The sequence below is a fragment of the Paenibacillus sp. sgz302114 genome (assembly GCF_056120345.1).
This window is the reverse complement of record NZ_JBVYOI010000008.1, coordinates 90801-110396: the sequence shown is the minus strand read 5'-3', so window position 1 is coordinate 110396 and position 19596 is coordinate 90801. Positions and strand designations below refer to the sequence as shown.

Genomic DNA, 19596 nt, shown 5'->3' with positions numbered 1-19596 from the left:
CCGGCGATAGCTATGAAAGGGAGATGGAGATGAGTCAGGTCGTTCTGTATACAATCGGATTTATCATTTCACTGTGTCTTGCACTTGTACTTACCCCGTTCGTGATCAAACTCGCGAACAAGATTGGGGCAATTGACAAGCCGAATCATCGTAAAGTTCATACAAGAATTATGCCGCGACTTGGCGGACTAGGCATATATGGCGCGTTTATTGGAGCATACTTTGCGCTGCAGCCTTTCATTCCGGAAGGTCTCTTGCGCAGCTACGATCTTAAACTAATCAACGCATTGCTGGCTGGCGGTTCGATTATCGTCGTTATCGGCGCACTCGATGACCGTTTCGAGCTCTCTGCGAAAGTAAAGCTGCTCGGTCAAATCATTGCAGCTTGCGTAGTCGTTTTTGGCTTCGGCGTTAAGATCGACCTCGTTAACATCCCGTTCGGGGAAGCCATGCAGCCGGTTGGGGCATGGATCAGCATCCCGCTTACGATTCTCTGGATCGTCGGCGTAACGAATGCAATTAACCTGATTGACGGCTTGGACGGTCTTGCCGCAGGTGTTTCCGGTATTGCAATCGGCACAATTCTCGTTATGGCTGCAATATTGGGCTTTGCACCCGTTATTCTGCTCTGTACGCTTCTGCTTGGCGGAGTCATTGGCTTCCTGGTGTATAACTTCCATCCAGCCAAGATCTTCATGGGCGATACGGGCTCACTGTTCCTTGGGTTTGCCCTAGCAACACTTTCGATGCTTGGCTTCAAGCAGGTGACAATGGTTTCCTTCGTCACGCCGCTACTAATCATTGGTGTACCGCTGTCCGATACGTTCTTCGCAATCGTACGCCGCTGGGTCAACAAGAAACCAATCTTCGCGCCGGACAAGGGTCATCTGCATCACTGTCTGCGTGAACTTGGCTTCAGCCACCGCCGCACAGTTCTGATCATTTACGGAATTGCTTCGATCTTCGGTATTTGCGCGATTCTGCAGTCGACTGTCGTACGGTCTGACGCAGCGAACTGGGTGACGTTCGGTGTTATCCTCGTGCTAGTCTTCGTACTCCAGATCGGCGCAGAGCTGATCGGTATCGTCGACAAGTCCCGTCGTCCGGTTATTCACTTCTTGCAGCGGATTATTCTTCGCACAGAGCAATCTCGTTCGAAATAATATCAGATATGCGTTAAGCCTTGGTTCCAGTCGGAGCCAAGGCTTTTTTTGTTTCCATCTGTTTCCTCGCGTGTAATAGCCTAAACTTTCTTCTGCTTCCGACCGATAACTAAGGTACAGAAATGACTGAAACAGTTCACATTTTGGAGGAGGCTTACCGTGAGTAAGAAACTAGGCATAATACTAATGATGCTCGCACTATTCCTCCAGCTGATTCCATCGCTCGGCACTTCGAAAGTAACCGCAGCACCAGCTGGAAGCTTCGTATTTCCTGATGCAAGTTATGATCCCCTTCACCCGCGTACAACTTCCGACGAACGGATTAATTTAACCGGCTCCATCAATGGGGTTAATCCGACTTCGATAACGTATGGTGTCTATCAGATTACGAAAGGCAATCTGGACCCCAATCTGGAAGATATCACTAACAGACGTGAGAATCTCACAAGTAATCTGTATGTGAACGGCAACAGCATTCAGATTTATAACTTGCAGCTGTTCCCAGGAATTAACCGGATTACGTTCACCGGTATCCAGGGTGGCAGTATCGTATCCAGCTCGATTTATATTGATTATCGGAACGGTCCGCTTTTCTACAACTTGACAGCAAGCCTGGATGGGAACAACTTTCCCATTAAGGAATCAGGGACGACGGTGGTAGAGTCGCAATATTCCCGCGGCCGCTCATCGGCTGACATCAGCATTACCGGTAACGCGCCTAACGCCAGCCAAGTTACGGTAATTGTTAATGATAAGAGTCGTACCTATGCGGTTAACAGCACGAATAATAATTCCTTCGCCGCTTCCCCGATTACGTTGCAGAAAGGGAAGAACCTCGTAACGATTAAGGTTTCGAACCAGAACCAAACGATTGAAACAACGCGCGAAATTGCTTTCTACAACGGTGATGTTACATTCTATGATGTCACCATTGGACAAGACGCGAACGTGAGCGCACTTGAGAAAAGCCCGAAGTTTCTGAAAGGCAAGAACGCATCGACGTCATCGGTAGTTTTCACCGGTAAGGTAATTGTGCCGAACAAACGGTATGAAGTGAATGGAACGATTGAGCCGCATCCGAAACCTGATGATCCGCTTCCTATCACATTCAAGCTGGAGAATCTGGATGCTGATCCTGCTACTCCGGATGTAATTGGTGACAGTGTCAGTGTTGTAGGCACGCTGGTAGGCGTAGCTGATCCGACTGCACCATTCTTTACTTATGAGTTCGCACTTGATGAGAATACACTGGCGCATCCGTTAGACTTTGCCAAGTACAAACTTACGTTCTCGGCAAAGAATGAAGAAAAGACTTACTTGTCGAATTCGGATGTAATAGAAGGAGCGAGCTTCAGATTCGATGTACTTGACGGAAACTCGCCTTACATCTATCAAGTCAACTACCTACCCGGCTATAAGCCTGGTACCGACTACGATAACATTGAAGGCGTTGAATTGAATGGCAAGAGCTTGTACACGATGCCATTTGCTATCGAATTTTTGATTGGCAATGATCAGGGCATAACGCCTGCACTGATGGATATTACGGATGTTAATGGAAAATCTGCCGATGATCTAACCAATGGCTTCCAATGGGCTCCTCTGCCAACCACAGTAACAACCGAAGAAAAGTACATTGACGGTGTGTTGACCTCATTTACGCGTCTCGTTTATGAAGTAACCAAGATGCCGTTTGAAGGCACGCAAACGATGTCCTTTTCATTGGACGGCGGTACTACCATTACAAAAGCAACCCCAACGCTACTGTTTGGCCCATATGTAAGCTACACATCCGCATACGATAACATGAAAATCGAGGACGATACGACGGCTAGCGGTCGCGAGAATGCGATCGTACTCGATAAACTGAGCAACTTGGCAGGCCATATTGAGAACATTAGCAACCTGTCGGATATACACTATGATAACTTGACACAAGGACAGCCGCAGACGATTTTCCTATACGTGAACAATACTCCGATTACGTTGATGCAGAACAGTGAAGCGGATGTTAATGGAGGCACGGCAGCAGACTTTATTCCGGCTGATGCTAACTCTGCACAATACAGCCAGAGCGTCTTCGATGCACTCATGTCTGGCGAGAATACGATTCGGTTTGTTTATCGGGGAACGAAGAGCTCTTACGAGAAGACCATTAAGATTTACTTGAACCCGACGAATCTGCCGGAAATTCCTGCTGAGGATTCGACTTTGGGAGTGTTCCCGTTCAGTGTGGATAGTTTGACGCCTATCGCGGATGATCCTGCTTTCCCGCTTGAAGGCAGTATTTATACGACGAAGAAATCGCAGATGAAGGTTTTTGGTACGTTTGACTTTCTTGATTTGGGTACGGAAGTGGATGCCGCTGCAACTGCGGTAGATTTAATCGACCACGACCTGAGAGCCAATTACATTCTCAAGATCGAAAGCACCATCAATCCAAAAGACGCGATTTATTGGAATCTGACAAACAAGCTCCATATCTATGACAGCACGAAACCTGATGTGGCTCCAGTAGATATAGGTGAGGATTCGGAGGCAGACGGTAAAGTATCAGTAAGTTACGATGTCAATACGCAGACATTCTCGTTCTTGTTGCCAACGCAGGCTCTGCTTCCGAATGGCAGTTCGAGCGTATACAATTTCTACGTATACAACAGCGGGTTGGCTGGTCCGCGTGCTAGCTACCGGTTGGAAGTTGACCCGACAGCATTGCCGTACGATATCATTCGTCCGTTGCTGCCTTCGAAAAGTATCATAAACAAAAACTTTGTTGAAGTTGTCATTAAGGCTCCAAGTGCGGAATCGGTTGTCATTAACAAAGTAACAGCGGAGAAGATCAAGTATGACGCTGATAACAGCGGCGGCGGTGATTACGATGCGTTCCGTGCGACCGTAGAAGGTCTGAAGCCTGGTGTTAACAAGATTAGCTTCACGATTCAGAGCAAGAATGATAAGACAACAGATTACTTCAATATCACGTATTCCCCGACGAATATTCCTGGGGCAGAGCTGATGCAGCTAATGAAGAATTCGCATAAAGTGTTTGACAATGCGTTGTCACTCACGTTCCCGAAAGGCACAACGCTAACTCGCAGAGATTTCAACGTGCCTGATAAGTTTAAGAATCAGATCTATACTGGACATAAGCTGTTGTTCGCCATTGCTAACGGTGAAGATGGAGTCGTGGATCGTCATGAATTCGAAACCTTGCCAAGCAACTTCGACAGAATTCTGGAGAGCTTCGGTACACGCTTCAAATTCTCGTTCCCGACTCGTTTCACCAAAGCAAGCCCGGTTTATTGGATTGATGCTGGTCTGGCAGATGACATGAGCTCGGCTGACAAATATGATCCGCAAACGATGGGCGTGGATCCTTATCAGTTCCCTGGTGCGATTGGCACAAATGGAACGAAGCTTCCTACTTATGACGAGCGCCCGGACGATCGTGAGCTTATTACATCTAAGATTGGTTCGCTGACGCTGTCCTTTGATCCAAGTATGCGAGACTCTGTTGGTACGATTGTTACCGTTTATCGTTATGACGTGAAGAACAAGTACTGGGAGAACCTCGGCGGCGTTGTCGATAACAAGAAGAATACAGTTACAGTTCCGTTCAATCAGTTTGGTTACTATGTTGTTGCGAAGATGGTATATGGATTTAACGATGTGAGCGATCACCCATATGCACGTAACTACATGGAAGCCATGTACGCAAAAGGAATTATGAATTCGGCCGGTCTTGACGAGTTCGGTGCGAACATCTACGTTTCCCGTGGAGAGTTTGCACGGATGCTAGTTAAGGCGCTCGATGTACCGCTCAACTATGAGCTGGGCAAGTCCCACTTCGATGATGTGGCGTCCGTTACGAATCCGGATGCGCTATGGGATTATCGTTACGTAGAAACGGCGGCTCGAGAGGGCATTATTCGAGGGAAACAGCCGCGCACATTCGCACCATCCGATAACTTATCACGCCAAGAAGCGGCAGTTATTCTTGCAAGAGCACTCGACTCGAAGCTTGATACGGACGCGAATAAGATCAATAAAGCGCTAGAGAAGCAGTTCAAGGATTATGGCGAAGTCGATTACTATGCTAGAGCAGCTGTTTCGGCAATTGCCAAGAAGGCTTACATTCAAGGATCCCCTCTTGATTCCAAGGACCCTAAGAAGGGCTTTGCGTTTGAGCCGCAATCGAGTCTTCTGCGCTCCGATGCAGCTATTATTCTAGGTAAAGTACTAGCAGATCTGAAGCGTCTGCCTAAACTGAACTAATATGGTGACATCAGGCTGCTCGGGAAATTCCCGAGCAGTCTTCTTGTTCTTACAAGTGCTTCTATGGATTGCTAGAGTTATCTTTACATGGCAAATGTTCTCTGGTGACGAATCTAGGACATTCGGTCTATAATAAGAGGCGTGGTAGACGAGTTGTCCTAGTTCATGATACATAACGAAAGATTCGGGATCGTAACGTTGCCGGGAAAAATTAAAAACTTTTTTCAAAGACTGCGCAACTTTTCCGAAACTCATGCGTTTAAATACATGAACGTTGCACAACGGAAGCGCTTCTAGCAAGATAAGAGCTTTTGGAACTAATTATGAAATAGCTCTTTACGCTAGAAAACACCCATTGTATAATGTTAAAGTGGTGTTTAGACTCTACCAAAATTTTCTTCTATTCATCAGTTTACAAGTTTCTGCGACAAGTTCCTACAAGGGCGCACTTGCAGACATTATTATACGAACTCTGCTCAACTCGTGAAAGGGGGTGAATCGGCCAATGAGACAAACGAGCAAAACATATTCTAAACAAAACTCTCAAGAACCACAGGTATTTAGAGGAGGAGACAAAAAGGTTATGAAGAAAAGTTTATCCCTTATCGTAGCAGCAGCTATGACACTTACATCTGCATCCGCAGTATTTGCAGACAACGCTCCAGCGTTGGACGCACAAGGCAAGTTTGACGCACTTAAAGCAGCAGGTATCGTTAGCGGTTACCCAGGCGGTTCCGCAGGTCTTGACAAAGAAATGACTCGCGCTGAGTTCGCGAAAGTACTTACACTGGTAGCTGGTCTGACTCCAGACGCAACAGCTGCAACTTACTCCGACGTTCCTGCAGCTCACTGGGCAGCTGGTTACATCGGCGCTGCAACTAAAGCAGGCCTTCTTAACGGTCTTGGCGGCGGCAAATTCGGTCCATCCGGTAAAGTAACAATCGAACAAATCGCTAAAGTAGCTGACCTGTTCGCTAAAGTTGCTATCGATGAGAACGCAACTGTTGCTGGCGCAGTATCTGCATGGGCTAAAGCTTATGTAGCAGCAGCAATCAAAGCTGGTTTCGTTACAGAATCCAGCAACTACAAAGCTAACGCAATCCGCGAACAGCTTGTAAACGTTGCTTACACACTTTACGGCGCTACTCAAGTAGCAGTTAAATCCGCAGTTGTTGTGGATTCCAAGAACATCGAAGTTACGTTCACTGATGGTGGCGTAGTTAAGAAAGCTCTTGACACTGCACTTGTTGCTGGTCAAGCAACTAAAGTATCCGTTGATTACAACGGTAAGTCCTACGAAGTTGAAGTAACTCTTGCAGCTCTTACTGTTGATGCTAAAGCAACTGGCGCTAAGAAGATTACAGTTACTTTCAACCAAGCAGTTGATACTACTAAGGCAGCAATCACGCTTAGCAAAGGCACTGTATCTACAAACGTAGATAAAGTTACTTTCGCTGATGACAAGAAATCTGCAGTAGTTGAAACAGTGTCTAACCTTTCCAAAGGTGACTACACAGTTAAGGTTGCTGGTCTTTCTGAAACTGCAGTAACTAAAGTCGTTGCAGTTGAAGACGTGAAAGTTGCACAAATTAAAGTGTTGACTACAACTGCACCAATGAATGCTGAAGATGCTACATTTGGTGGAGTGAACTACGAAGCGAACGAGTCTGCATTCGTTCAATACGAAGTTGACAACCAATACGGTGAGACAATGTCTAACCAAGGTATCAACTGGACTCAATCCACCGGCGGTAAAATTGCTGATTCCGGCGATGGTAAATTGACGATCGGTAACACAGCTTCTGCTGGCGTTGATTTCATTCCTGGTAACAAAGTATTCATCACTGGTGTTCATACTGCTAGCGGTACTGTTGTAAATGCACAAGTTGAAATTGGTCTGGCTTCCAGAGCTGACGCAGTTACATTCAAAGGCGTATACAACACTGCAACAAGCAAAATCGAGTCCCTGCCAGCTGGATTCGCAGCTGATAAATATGTACTTCTTTATGAAGTAAAAGACCAATATGGCAACAAAATCGGCAACCCTGATTTTGATGACTTGGCTACTACTTCAAACAATCCTTTGTATGTAGCGGCACCGACTACAGCTGGAACAGATGTAGTTGTTGACGATGTAACATACGAAGCTCTTAAATTGGCTCCTGGTACAGCAGTAAACAAAGGCGGTACAGCAACGATCCAATTGATCTCTAAAGTTACTGGTAAGTCTTCGACATACACAGTAACAGCTGAAGCAAAAGCGGCAGTTAAATCCTTCACAATTTCAGCTCCAGAGAAAATTGTTGCTGAAACTGAGAAAGTAGAAATTCCTTTCGCAGCTGCTGACCAATACGGCAATGCAATCACTAAATATGATGATCTAGTAGACAGCGTTACATTTGCAGCTCATCTAGCTCTTGAAGAGCAAGCTGACGGAACAGCGAAGTTGTTCTATACAGCTGATGGCATCAACGCTACTGAATCTGCAGATGCACCAGTTTACCTCACTTCATTGGTAGCTGATGGCGGCAACTTCTCTAGCATCATGATCAACGTTAAAGATCTTGCAGTACCAACTACAATCGTTGGTGTTGATAGCGATGTAGCTACAACGCTTGCAAGAGGCGGCAAAGTTGAAATTAAAGCTGAGAACCTGGCTGTACAAGATCAATACGGTCGCACGGTTGCTGATGCTGACGTTAAAACTTGGGTTGACAACGGCGACAACGCTATCGTAGTAGCAACTGACGCTGCTGCTGCTTCCCCAGTAGATGCTGCAGATGCAGACGAAGATGGTGTAGTAGTACTTGGTGCTAGTGGTGACAAGCTGGTACTTACAGCTAAAACAGAAGGTACTTTGAATGCGTCTGAGAAACTTGTGTTCTCATTGTCGACTGCTGAGGAACCTACTGCAATCGCAACTAGCTCGAAAACAGTTACATTTAAACTTGCTGAGCAATCTGAGTTTAAATCTTATGTAGCTGACGATCTGGGTACTATGTACAACGACACTACTGCTGTAGATGCAGATCACGACAAAACAGTTGCAGTATACGGCGTGAAAGAAGACGGCACGAAAGTTCTTCTTCCAGTTAGCAAGTACACTGTTTCAACAGATGGACTGCTTGAAGTTACAGACAATGTAATCGCTGATGTTACAGCTGATGGTTACACTGACGCTGACTTCAAAGATGCTAACAACGCATACACTGATGTGACAGTTAACGTTCTTATCACTGTAAACGATGATAACGGTGCTGCTGCAGCGATTGTTGAGAAAACACTTCTTGTTTCCAACAAAGCTCCAAAAGTTGCTGTAATCGGCTTGAACGGCGACAACGTAACTAACGGTAAAGCATTCATCGCAAGCGGTGATCTTGCAGCTGCAGATCTGAAAACAAACTACATCAACACTGATGAAGTTAAAGACCAATACGGCGTTGTAATTGTAGCTACTCCAGTTATCACAATTACAAACCTCGTAAAAGTTGACGGTTCTGAACTGAAAGTACTGAGCAACGGAACAGCTGGTGCAAACATCACTGGCGCTAAAGCAGGCGATAAGTTCACAGTAACTTACAAGTATGCAAGCGGCAAAACAGCTACGGTCCAATTCACAGTAACTGCAGTTGAAGCTTAAGTTATCCTAAGCACTAATTAATATCTTCAGAAAACAGGACCGAGCAATCGGTCCTGTTTTTTCTACATGAAACTTTTTGCAGCCGTATTCGTCTATATCAATAGATTCTACAAAAAGGATGATGATTAGATGCGATTGATTCAGCGTACGGGCCTTTTTCTGCTAATAGCTTCAACAGTAATAATCCCAGTGACAGATATTCTTCAGCCCGTTAATGTATTTGCAGCATCGTCGAGCTCGACAGCTTCTGCAAGCGCGATTAAGTCGTTTAGCCTTGGCGGCGGCAGCTACGCGCAGGTTACGGATCTACAATTCTTGTATGGCGATTCAGATAAGACGGCTTACTTTACGGTATCCGTGTATAACAATTCTAATAGCGAATTAGATTTCAGTGATTACTGGGTCGAGATGTGGACCAAGAGTGGAACGAAATATACGATTAAGATGAACGATTCAGATGCTAAGAATAATAAAGTTGTTGCTAAGACAACGACGGAGTATCATTTTACAGCTAAGGTGAACTCAAAGCTGAGCTTGTCTGACTTCTCATTTAAGCTAGTGAAATGGGATTTCAGCCAGCCGGATTACACAAGAACAATCGGACAAGTCTCTGTTCCAACAAGCTATAACCCCGTTATTGCAGCAGGATCAGCTAAAGTCGTGAAATATAATAGTCAGAAGATGAGTAGCGTACTAGCAAGCTCACGCTTTGCCGTAATTGGCGGGCAGCTTGAAGGTGTGCTTGTTTATCGTTTGACCAATTACAGCTCGCAAAATATAGCACTCGGTAATTTGAACTACTACATAAAACGTTCGGGCGGTCTCCTCAGCAAGCTAAATGTCGATGTCTCGCCAGATGAGCAGCTTGCGCCTGGAGCTACGAAAGATATTCAACTCTACGGAAGCCTTCCAATTACGAAGGTGGACCCGAACATGCAGCTAGTCGTAACAGGGGCCGTTGGAGAAGCCAAAACAGAAACTCCTGTTGCCACCTATTCTATTAAACCGGTTATCGCAAGCTCTATCTTTGTAAAGCCGGGTTCTGCAGAGAAGCTAACTATTGATAGTACACCAGTGGATTCGAAGATCCGCGATGTATTCTATAGCCGCGATAATGTGACGCAGTCGGTGTCGATGTATCTTAATTTCAATAACAAAGGCAAGAATTCCGTAACTCTACCGAACTATAGCTACTATCTTATGACGAGCAGCGGTTCGCTCTACCCAGCCAAACAAACACAAGGACAGGCTAGTAGTGTCGATCTATCACCGGGCATTGAGAGTGATCAATACTTGCAATTCTCATTACCATTATCGGTGAAGAGCGATGGCCTCAAGCTTGTTGTTCGTAAAACGAACGATACAAATAAAAAGGGCTACGTGGTTGGTCTTCTCCAAGTTCCTACTCAATCTGGAGGCCAGACAGGACTGAATACGGTTGTACCTGCCGGAACAGGTAAGATTGTTAAATTGGGTAACTTGAAAATGAGCAGTATCGTTGCTCGCTCCCGCTTTAATTTGATCGGCGGACAGCTTGATGGTGTCGTCATTTACAGAGTGACCAATTACAGTACTGAGAGTATTCCACTATCGAACTTGAATTATTACATCAAGCGCACAGGTGGTACTTTGACGAAGTTAGGCGCTGAGATTTCAGCGGATGAGCAGCTTGCACCTGGGGAATCGAAAGAGATTTTACTATATGGGGCATTGCCAATCACAAAGGTTGATCCGAACATGCAACTCGTTGTAACCGGCACGAATCCGGATACGAAGCTTGAAGCGCCAATTGCGAGTTATGTCCTGAAACCACTAGCTGAAGCGAGCACATATGTCAAAGCAGGCGGTGCCGGTAATTTGACTGTTGATAGCATGCCTGTAAAAACGCAGATTAAAAATGCATTCTATGATCAGAACAGCGATACCCACGTACTGTCCATGTATGTGAACTTCAATAACAGCGGAAAATCGACAGTTACACTGCCGAACTACAGCTATTTCTTGATGACAAGCGACGGTGCGCTCTATCCAACGAAGCAAGCGCCGACGACAAATGTAGAGCTATCGCCTGGTATTGAGCGGGAGCAATACTTACAATTCACATTGCCGGAGAAAGCCAACATGACTGGCTTGAAGCTGGTTCTTCGCAAGACAAGCGACACGAATAAGAAGGGCTACGTTACTGCGCTCTTCCAAGTTCCTGCTCAATCGCAGCAAAGCGGAACGGAACGAACAATTCAATATGTTACACAGCAGGGATTATTCGAGTTCTCGGTTCTTCGCGCAGAGCGATTAGCATGGGGCAATCAAGATATGATTAATGCGGTCATCTCTGTTCGCAACCCGCAGTTTGCGACAAAATCTATGCCTAATATCAAAGCATCTATTCAACTAAACGGTTATACTGTCGATGATAAAGATATCCAGCTCATAAAGACTGATCAATCTGTTGCGATCGCAGGCGGAGATTACACACTGTATATTGTAAGCACGAAGGTGCCGTATACATTCGCCTCCAGTGATATTACGATCTCACTCTCTGAAGCAGCAGGTGCTAACGGTGAGGCTTCTACGCCAATCGGCCAATTCCAGATTGGCAGCAATAAAATGCAGCTTCCAGTTGTGAAATCAACGGAGAGCATGAGTGTTAAAGGGGTCGGGCGGTCAGCTACTCTGAAGATTGACCAAGTTGGAACGTACTTGGATGAAGACAATGATTCGAAGCTGCTGTATGCGGAGTTTGATTATTCGAGCACTGAATCGAGGTTCTCTAACCTTGCTAATCTGCAAGCTTATTTCAAGACGAAGGACGGTAACTTTGTTCAAGCGGAGTTCCTGAACGTTAAGGACAAGGCGAGCCCGAACAAGACCTCGCTCGTAATGGCTTACGCAAGCTTCCCTGAGGATTATGATTTAACGGGTGCGCAGCTCGTTGTTGGCCAGGGCATTACGCAGAATCAGTTTACACCATCGGGTGGTACGGCTGATGGCATGGTAGATGCTGTTCAGTACGAGATGCCGTTAGAGCAGACGGCGGTGAAGACGAATTTCGAGAACTTGATGATCAATCCTTACAAGATCTCGGTTCGCAAGCTTGTAGCATCGCTCGCGGATTATCACAAAATCAACTTTGACTTCGAATACGATCTTGCCAAAAACACGGATTATGAGAAAGTGGCGGGAACGCATCATTTGGTATTTGAACTCGTTGACCAAGGTAATAAATTCGAACAAAGCTTTAGTCTGGAAGAAGGAGACAACGCTTTGAAGCTAGGCACTACACTACAAGGATCTGTTTCATTCGATGATGAGTTGCTATTTGGTGCTATTTTCCGAGATACGACCCTCAATATTTATGATGAGTTCCAAGGTCATAAGAAGCTGATTGCGACTCAGAACCGGATGGCGAGCGGGTACTGAAGTTAAGAGGTGAACTGCAGTTTGAAAAAGAGAACAAAACTGGCCGTGCTCAGCTCCGTTGTGGGTATTGGTTTAGTAGTGGTCAGCGTGGTTACTACTCAGGTTAGGGGTGACGGGGACACCGTCGTCCCTGGCTCTGTCAACGACCCTGTCGTAACGAAGAGCTACATTGATAAGAAGGTAAGCGACCTCGTGAAGGCAGAGCTGGCCAAACAGCAGGGCGGGCTGGATGATACGCAGCTGCAGAAGACGCTCGACGAATTCCGTGCCGAGCTCGAGCAGAATAAAGGCGGTCAGAAGGTAGAGGTTGTTTCGGTACCTGTTGGGAAGCGACTCGTGGCGAAGGATGGCGCTGAGTTTATTGTTCGCGCGGGTAAAGCGATGGCTTACAGTGTAGACAGCAATGGCATCTCCGACTTGACAGACGGTACGGATATTACTAACGGCAAGCCTGTACCGAACAACCATCTCATTCTGTTTCCCCGCGGTGGGCGCGGCGTTACAGCGCAGGTTGGGCAGACAAGCGCGTTAACTGTACTTGTTCGCGGTGATTATGAGCTTCAAGCGCAGCAATAGTTATTTTTACCCGAACTGACAACATGTTATCCGCTTCGAATGTACGGACCCGGCACACAATATAAGCATCCCATTAGGAGGTGCTTATCTGATGTCCAGAAGTAATCGCAAAGTTGTTCCTGAATGTGCTGGGGCGCTGAACCAAATGAAATATGAGATCGCAGCTGAGCTTGGCTTAATAGCAGGCGGGTACGCAGCTGGTTCTGGGGATACGGAGTTTGCTTCTGAATTAGGTGGTACGGGTGGATCGAGCGCCAGCGGTCATGTAAACTGGGAGCAAATGGCCACGAGAGATGTCGGCTCGATTGGCGGCAGTATGACAAGGCGTCTGGTAGCGGAAGCCGAGCGCGTGCTTAAAGGTTTGTAAAGCATGGCGCGTATCCATTGACACAAAGCGACAGTTTCGGTATCATACTTTAGAGAGTTATTAATGAGACCTTTTCCAATTGGAAAAGGTTCATTTTTTGGAATCGAAACGTTCAGCGTTAGATCCCGTATGGGACAGACGATTTCTTATAGAGTCCCAGCAAATTGTGCATTATATGCATCATACTTAACAATTTAGAAGCAGTAGGAGGTTGGTATTAGATGTCACTTAAAGGACGTCACTTGTTCACATCGGAGTCGGTTACTGAAGGCCACCCAGATAAGATATGTGACCAAATTTCTGACGCGGTATTGGATGCCTTTCTTGAGGTAGATCCTTACGCGCGCGTAGCATGTGAAGTATCCGTTGCAACAGGCTTGGTACTCGTTATTGGTGAAATCAGCACGAAAGCGGATTATGTCGATATTCCATCGATCGTTCGCCGTACAATCAAGGAAATTGGTTATACTCGTGCCAAATACGGCTTTGACTCCAGCACATGTGCGGTTCTTACATCCCTGAACGAGCAATCCGCGGATATCGCGCAAGGCGTCAACGCAGCGCTTGAATCCCGTGATGGCGTAGACGTTCGCCAAGAGAACGAAGATATCGGTGCAGGCGACCAAGGCTTGATGTTCGGTTTCGCATCGAACGAAACACCTGAGCTTATGCCGCTGCCAATCGCTCTTGCGCACCGCATTTCGCGTCAATTGGCGGAAGTTCGCAAGAATGGCACTTTGGATTACCTCCGTCCGGACGGTAAGACTCAAGTAACTATTGAATACGTAGACGGCAAGCCGGTACGCGTCGATGCAATCGTTGTTTCGACACAGCACGCGGAAGAAATTACGCTTGAGCAAATCCAAGCGGACATCCGTAAGCACGTTATCGCGCCAGTTGTTCCTACAGAGTGGCTGGATGAAGAGACGAAATACTTCATCAACCCAACTGGCCGTTTCGTAATCGGCGGACCGCAAGGTGACGCTGGTCTGACCGGCCGTAAAATCATCGTTGATACGTATGGCGGTTACGCTCGTCACGGCGGCGGTGCTTTCTCCGGTAAGGATCCAACTAAAGTTGACCGTTCTGCAGCGTATGCAGCACGTTATGTGGCGAAGAACATCGTTGCAGCAGGCCTTGCTGACAAATGTGAAATCCAACTTGCTTACGCGATTGGCGTAGCTAACCCGGTTTCCATCAACGTTGACACTTATGGCACGGGCAACGTAGACGAAGAAGTGCTTGTTGAAGTGATCAAGAATAACTTCGATCTTCGTCCTGCAGGCATCATCAAGATGCTTGATCTGCGTCGCCCAATTTATAGCAAAACAGCTGCTTACGGTCACTTCGGCCGCACAGACATCGATGTTCCATGGGAACGCGTTGACAGAGCGGAAAAACTGAAGGCTGACGCACTGCGCTAATTATATCGTTACGATAAACCGTCTCTGCTTGCAGAGGCGGTTTTTTCATGCGAATTTTGACTCATACGTCTTCATTTCGAACCGCTCCTGACCGAAAAATATAGTACGAGTGTCATTTATTGGGGAGTGAATTGGATTGATCCGAAATCGTAGATGGATATCTTTCTTAATTGCAACATTATTAGTGGTACAATTCGCAGTTGGCGGACTCGGAGCTCTGCCTAAGGCATCGGCAGCATCGACCGGACCTGTTATGTTAAGCTCCTCGCCATCGAACAACGCGACCAGTGTGGCTATAAACACGAAGCTGATTTTATCTTTTGATGAGAATGTGAAAAAAGGTACGGGATCAGCTGCCATTCAAATCCATAAGCAGCTCGACAACGCAGTCGTCGCAACGTTTGTTGTCGCAACCGATAGTAAAGTGGTCGTTAGCTCTACCAACCACAGTATCGTTACGGTTACGCCAGCGACGAACATCCTGCAGAAGAACACGAGCTATTACGTGACGATAGACAGCGGCGCGTTTGTGAACGAAGGCAATGGTGCCAACTATGCAGGCTTAACAAGCGCGGTTGATTGGACCTTCGCGACAATTAGCGACGAAGATGCGGATCCTCCGGTCCTGTCCGAGGCGGTAGCGCCGCTAACGCCAGCTCTAGGAGATATGGCGGGTGTGAACACGCCGCTCACGATCGTCTTCAGTAAGCCTGTATTCGCAACGAGCGGCAATATTACGATTCAGAATTTGGCTACTGCTTCGGACAAGCAAAGCATCCCGGTCAACTCGCTGTACGTTACGGGAAGCGGGACAGATACGATTACGGTTCAGCTGCCGAATTCGCTTAAACCTAGCACGGCAGATCGACAAGTGACTTATGAAGTAAGGGTGCCAAACGGTGCTTTCCAAGACGCTTCCGGACATAAATTCGCGGGCATTGGTGCGGATGCGTGGCAGTTTACGACGTCCCAGCCAGCGCTAGGCGATGTATCGTTGCAGCCACATGATAATGAGTTTGGCGTGCCAATCGGCTCGGACTTGGTGCTCAGCTTCTCAGCGCATGTCGTTGTGAATCAGGTAACACCAGCGAAGACGATCAAGATTCAACGCATTTCGGACAATAAATTGATTCAATCGATCAGTGTAAAGTCCAGCAATGTAACGACTGCCGATAATGATAGGGGCGGCACGGATATCATTATTAATCCAACGGATGATCTAGCGCCGAATACGGGGTACTACGTTCTTATCGAATCCGGTGCGTTCATCGATGATTTCGAGTCGTTGTATGAGGGGATAACCGATGCAACGACTTGGAACTTTACAACGAATCCAGGCAATGACGTAACGGCACCAACGCTGAAGACAGCGAGAGAGCCGCTAGCTAATCAGCCATCAACAATCGTTAAGCTAGTAATGAATTTCGATGAGCCGGTTTATCAAGGGAGAGGATTTATTACAATTCGCAACTATCCGTCGGGCTCCGTGTTTGCTTCGTATGATGTGAGATCGAGCAATGTAAGCGGCGGCGGAACAGCGACAATTACAGTAACCGGCGATACTGCGCAGAAGTTTGTAAACGGTCAGACTTATTATGTAGAAATCGACAGCCAAGCCTTTGCTGATGCAAGCGGCAACTACTATAGTGGATTGACAGGCCAGACCGGTTGGAAGTTCAAAGTGACCAATGACAGCGTGAAGCCGTTGATGGTTACGCAGACACCTGCCACCTCGGCCGTGGATGTGCCTGTTGCAGGCGCTAAGTTCGAGCTGCTGTTCAATGAGGCGATTCTGATCGCGAATCCCGATGGAGTTACGATGAAGCGTATCTCGGGAACCGGAAATTCACCGGTAGCGACGTCGCTCTCGATTGATCCGAATAACAATAAGAAGCTGCTGATCACCGTTACCGGATTAATGGCGGTTACGACGAATTATTATGTGGAGATTAAGGCAAATGCCGTGACGGATGTGGCAGGCAACAGCTTCGACGGCATTCTGAATATGTACCAATGGACATTCAAGACATCAACCAGCACGTCAGGCGCGCCTACCGTTTCGAAGGCAGAGATGGTTAACGGCAACAAAATCGCCATCACGTATAATGAGAACTTGGACACGAGCACGGAGACAACTCCAGCTCCGGCGAACTATTTTGTAACCGTGAACGGCACAGGACGAGCAGTTACTAAGGTTTCAATTAGCGGCAAAGTCGTGACTCTGACGCTGCAAAGCAGTGTGTCCTACAGTGAAATCGTTAAACTATCTTATACGCCGGGAGATTCACCAGTTAAGGATTCGACAGGAACGTTGGCTGCGAGCTTATCGAACTATGCGGTAACGAATGTGCCAGATACAACAGTTCCTAAGCAGCTGGAGGGCTCGCTGACCGGCAATATGATTACACTTACGTTCAGCGAAGAGTTAGCCAGCGTCAGCCCTTATTCATACTCGCAGTTCACGGTTAAAGTAGGCGGCGAAACGCGTGCTGTAACGCAAACCGTAGGTGCGGGCAATGTGATGTATTTGACCTATGCCGGGAACACGGCAGCATCTGGCCTTGCTGTGACATTATCGTACTCGTCGGCCGGCTCATACCCTGTGAGGGATGTGGCGGGTAATGCGCTCGTATCATTCAGTAACTTCGCGATTCAGAATGGCGAGGATCTGAGAGCACCGGAGCTGAAGACGATTACGGCATCAGGTACAACCATAACGCTTACCTATGATGAAGAGTTGGATACTTCCAAAATACCGCTGGCATCAGCGTACTACGTAACTGTAGGAGGCGTGCTTCGTCCTGTATCCTATGTACGCATTAGTGGCACGCAAGTCCTACTTACCTTATCCACTGCTACAACGGCAAGCGATAAGGTGCTCGTCACTTACCTGAGCGGTACACCGGCAGTTGTTGATCTTAACGGCAACTATGCCCCGGCGTTTGGCAGCATGGACGTAAACGGCAATACTGGCGCTACAATGACGCTTAACGGTATCATTGCCAAAGGCGGAAGTGTCACAGCGACGTTCAGCGAGTCTCTGAATACATCCTATCAGCCTTCGACCTCGATGTTTGAAGTGAAGGTGAATACGGTGGCACGTCCAGTCTCATCGGCTGAAGTAAGCGGCTCGACCGTCGTGCTGTCGCTTTATACGCCTGTTGCGATCGGCGACACTGTAACGGTGAGCTACAGCTCCAGCAGTGTCGGCATTCGGTCGACGTCAGGCTCGACTGCGCCATCCTTCTCGGGAGTGAGTGCAGCGAACCAGACGACATGGGATGATAACGCGGGCGGCGATTATGCCCCTGATCCAAGCGGCGGCCTCGCCATCAACACGTCAGCAGCAACGACGTCGAGCGGAGTGTCTCCGTCGGGCAGCACAGTGAATCAATTTGCGCTTTCAGCGGAGAAGGTCAACAACGCCTACAATACGATTCGCAAGACAGGCGGCATGGAGCCGAAAGTTGTCTTCACCGTTCCGGATACAGAGAGTGCAGCAATAGTAGCCCTCCCGTTAGCGGCGCTTGAAGATGTGAAGAAGGCGACACCGAATGCATCGTTCGTCATTGCGTTTCAGAATGTGACTTATGAAATTCCGCTTAATGCGCTGAACTATACGCAGCTCGGCCAAATGATGAACGCGGCAAGCGCTGTTGGCCAGTTGGTCGTATCTATTGATACGGATACAGGCACATTGGCGACGGCGCTGAACAATAAGCTAAGCGCTGCGAATGTTCAAACGCTGGTTAGTCCGGTCAGCTTCGATCTCGCGGTGAGCAGTAACGGTCAGACGAAGCATTTTGATGATTTCAGCGGCTATGTGACCCGTACAATCAAGATTTCTGACGTCGTGGATGGCAGACAAATCGCGGTAGTATGGTTAGACCCGCAAACCGGCAAAATCTCTTATGCACCGACGCAGGTGACCACTCATGAGGACGGCCAAAGCGTCGTTAGCTTCAAGCGCAAAGGGAATAGTGTCTATGCCGTTGTGAAAGGCTCCGTGAGTTACACCGATATTACGAAACATTGGGCCCGCAACGATATTCTTCTATTGGCAAACAAATTTATTGTCGAAGGCAATACGCTGACGACCTTCGCGCCGAATAAGGCGATTACACGCGGCGAGTTCGCGATGTTCATTGCGAAGGGGCTTGGCCTCACCGGTGACCGCAGTGCAGCGGCGAAGTTCAAGGACGTGAACACGAACACGATCCTTGCCGCTTACATCGGCGCGGCGAGTAAGGCGGGCATCGTCCAAGGGTCGACGGACGGTACCTTCAAGCCGAACAATCCGGTGACGCGTGAAGAGATGGCTTCCATGATGGTTCGTGCAGCAAGCTCAGCAGGTGTCCAAATCGTACCGCAGCAAACAACAGCGGAGGTGCTGAAGAAGTTTACGGACCGTGCCAAAATCGGTACGTGGGCGCAGACAGATGTAGCGAAGGCTGTTGAAGCGGGCGTCATCAACGGCATGTCCAATGGTGCGTTCGGCGGTAAGAATAACGCGACGCGCGCAGAGGCGGCCGTTATGGTGAAGCGACTGTTGAACTACTTGGAGTTCATTAATATTTAAGGTAATCCAAAGCTATATTCCAAAGCTATTCCAAAGCTATTCGGTCCTTAGGACTCGGATAGCTTTTTTTTGTCGGTCGAATGATGTCGATAGCATTCTTCTATCAAACGTAACTTTCCACTAGTTTCATAGTCTATACGTATAGATAGATT

8 protein-coding genes are annotated in these 19596 nt (G+C 47.5%); all 8 read left to right on the top strand.

The window, feature by feature from the left end; all coding sequences use genetic code 11:
- The first annotated feature begins 29 nt into the window (after positions 1-29).
- The 8 genes from AC0LWF_RS19795 (at position 30) to AC0LWF_RS19760 (ending at position 19444) form a co-directional block, all read left to right on the top strand.
- Positions 30-1163, top strand: a complete 1134-nt coding sequence (locus tag AC0LWF_RS19795) for a glycosyltransferase family 4 protein (RefSeq protein ID WP_474653263.1) — start codon at positions 30-32, stop codon at positions 1161-1163.
- Positions 1164-1322: 159 nt separating this feature from the next.
- A complete protein-coding gene (locus AC0LWF_RS19790; RefSeq protein WP_474653262.1) occupies positions 1323-5438 on the top strand; it encodes an S-layer homology domain-containing protein in 4116 nt (1371 codons plus the stop codon).
- A 505-nt stretch (positions 5439-5943) separates the two neighbouring features.
- Positions 5944-9078, top strand: coding sequence for an S-layer homology domain-containing protein (locus AC0LWF_RS19785; RefSeq protein ID WP_474653261.1), 3135 nt, complete (start codon positions 5944-5946; stop codon positions 9076-9078).
- Between the two features lie 129 nt (positions 9079-9207).
- A complete protein-coding gene (locus AC0LWF_RS19780) occupies positions 9208-12498 on the top strand; it encodes a hypothetical protein (RefSeq protein WP_474653260.1) in 3291 nt (1096 codons plus the stop codon).
- Between the two features lie 21 nt (positions 12499-12519).
- Positions 12520-13074 (top strand): hypothetical protein, encoded by a 555-nt coding sequence (locus AC0LWF_RS19775; RefSeq protein WP_474653259.1) that lies wholly within the window; start codon positions 12520-12522, stop codon positions 13072-13074.
- Positions 13075-13165: 91 nt separating this feature from the next.
- Positions 13166-13441, top strand: a complete 276-nt coding sequence (locus AC0LWF_RS19770; RefSeq protein ID WP_474653258.1) for an alpha/beta-type small acid-soluble spore protein — start codon at positions 13166-13168, stop codon at positions 13439-13441.
- 221 nt (positions 13442-13662) lie between these two features.
- Positions 13663-14865 carry a methionine adenosyltransferase gene (gene metK / locus AC0LWF_RS19765; protein ID WP_474653257.1) on the top strand — a complete coding sequence of 401 codons (1203 nt, stop codon included), beginning with the start codon at positions 13663-13665 and terminating at the stop codon, positions 14863-14865.
- A gap of 136 nt (positions 14866-15001) precedes the next feature.
- On the top strand, positions 15002-19444 hold the full coding sequence (locus AC0LWF_RS19760) for an Ig-like domain-containing protein (RefSeq protein ID WP_474653256.1): 4443 nt from the start codon (positions 15002-15004) through the stop codon (positions 19442-19444).
- Positions 19445-19596: the final 152 nt, after the last annotated feature.

Bases quoted from the DNA above. Each gene is read 5' to 3' on its own strand.
- metK (WP_474653257.1), top strand. From the start codon at position 13,663: ATGTCACTTAAAGGACGTCACTTGTTCACATCGGAGTCGGTTACTGAA.
- AC0LWF_RS19780 (WP_474653260.1), top strand. From the start codon at position 9,208: ATGCGATTGATTCAGCGTACGGGCCTTTTTCTGCTAATAGCTTCAACA.
- AC0LWF_RS19770 (WP_474653258.1), top strand. From the start codon at position 13,166: ATGTCCAGAAGTAATCGCAAAGTTGTTCCTGAATGTGCTGGGGCGCTG.
- AC0LWF_RS19795 (WP_474653263.1), top strand. From the start codon at position 30: ATGAGTCAGGTCGTTCTGTATACAATCGGATTTATCATTTCACTGTGT.
- AC0LWF_RS19785 (WP_474653261.1), top strand. From the start codon at position 5,944: ATGAGACAAACGAGCAAAACATATTCTAAACAAAACTCTCAAGAACCA.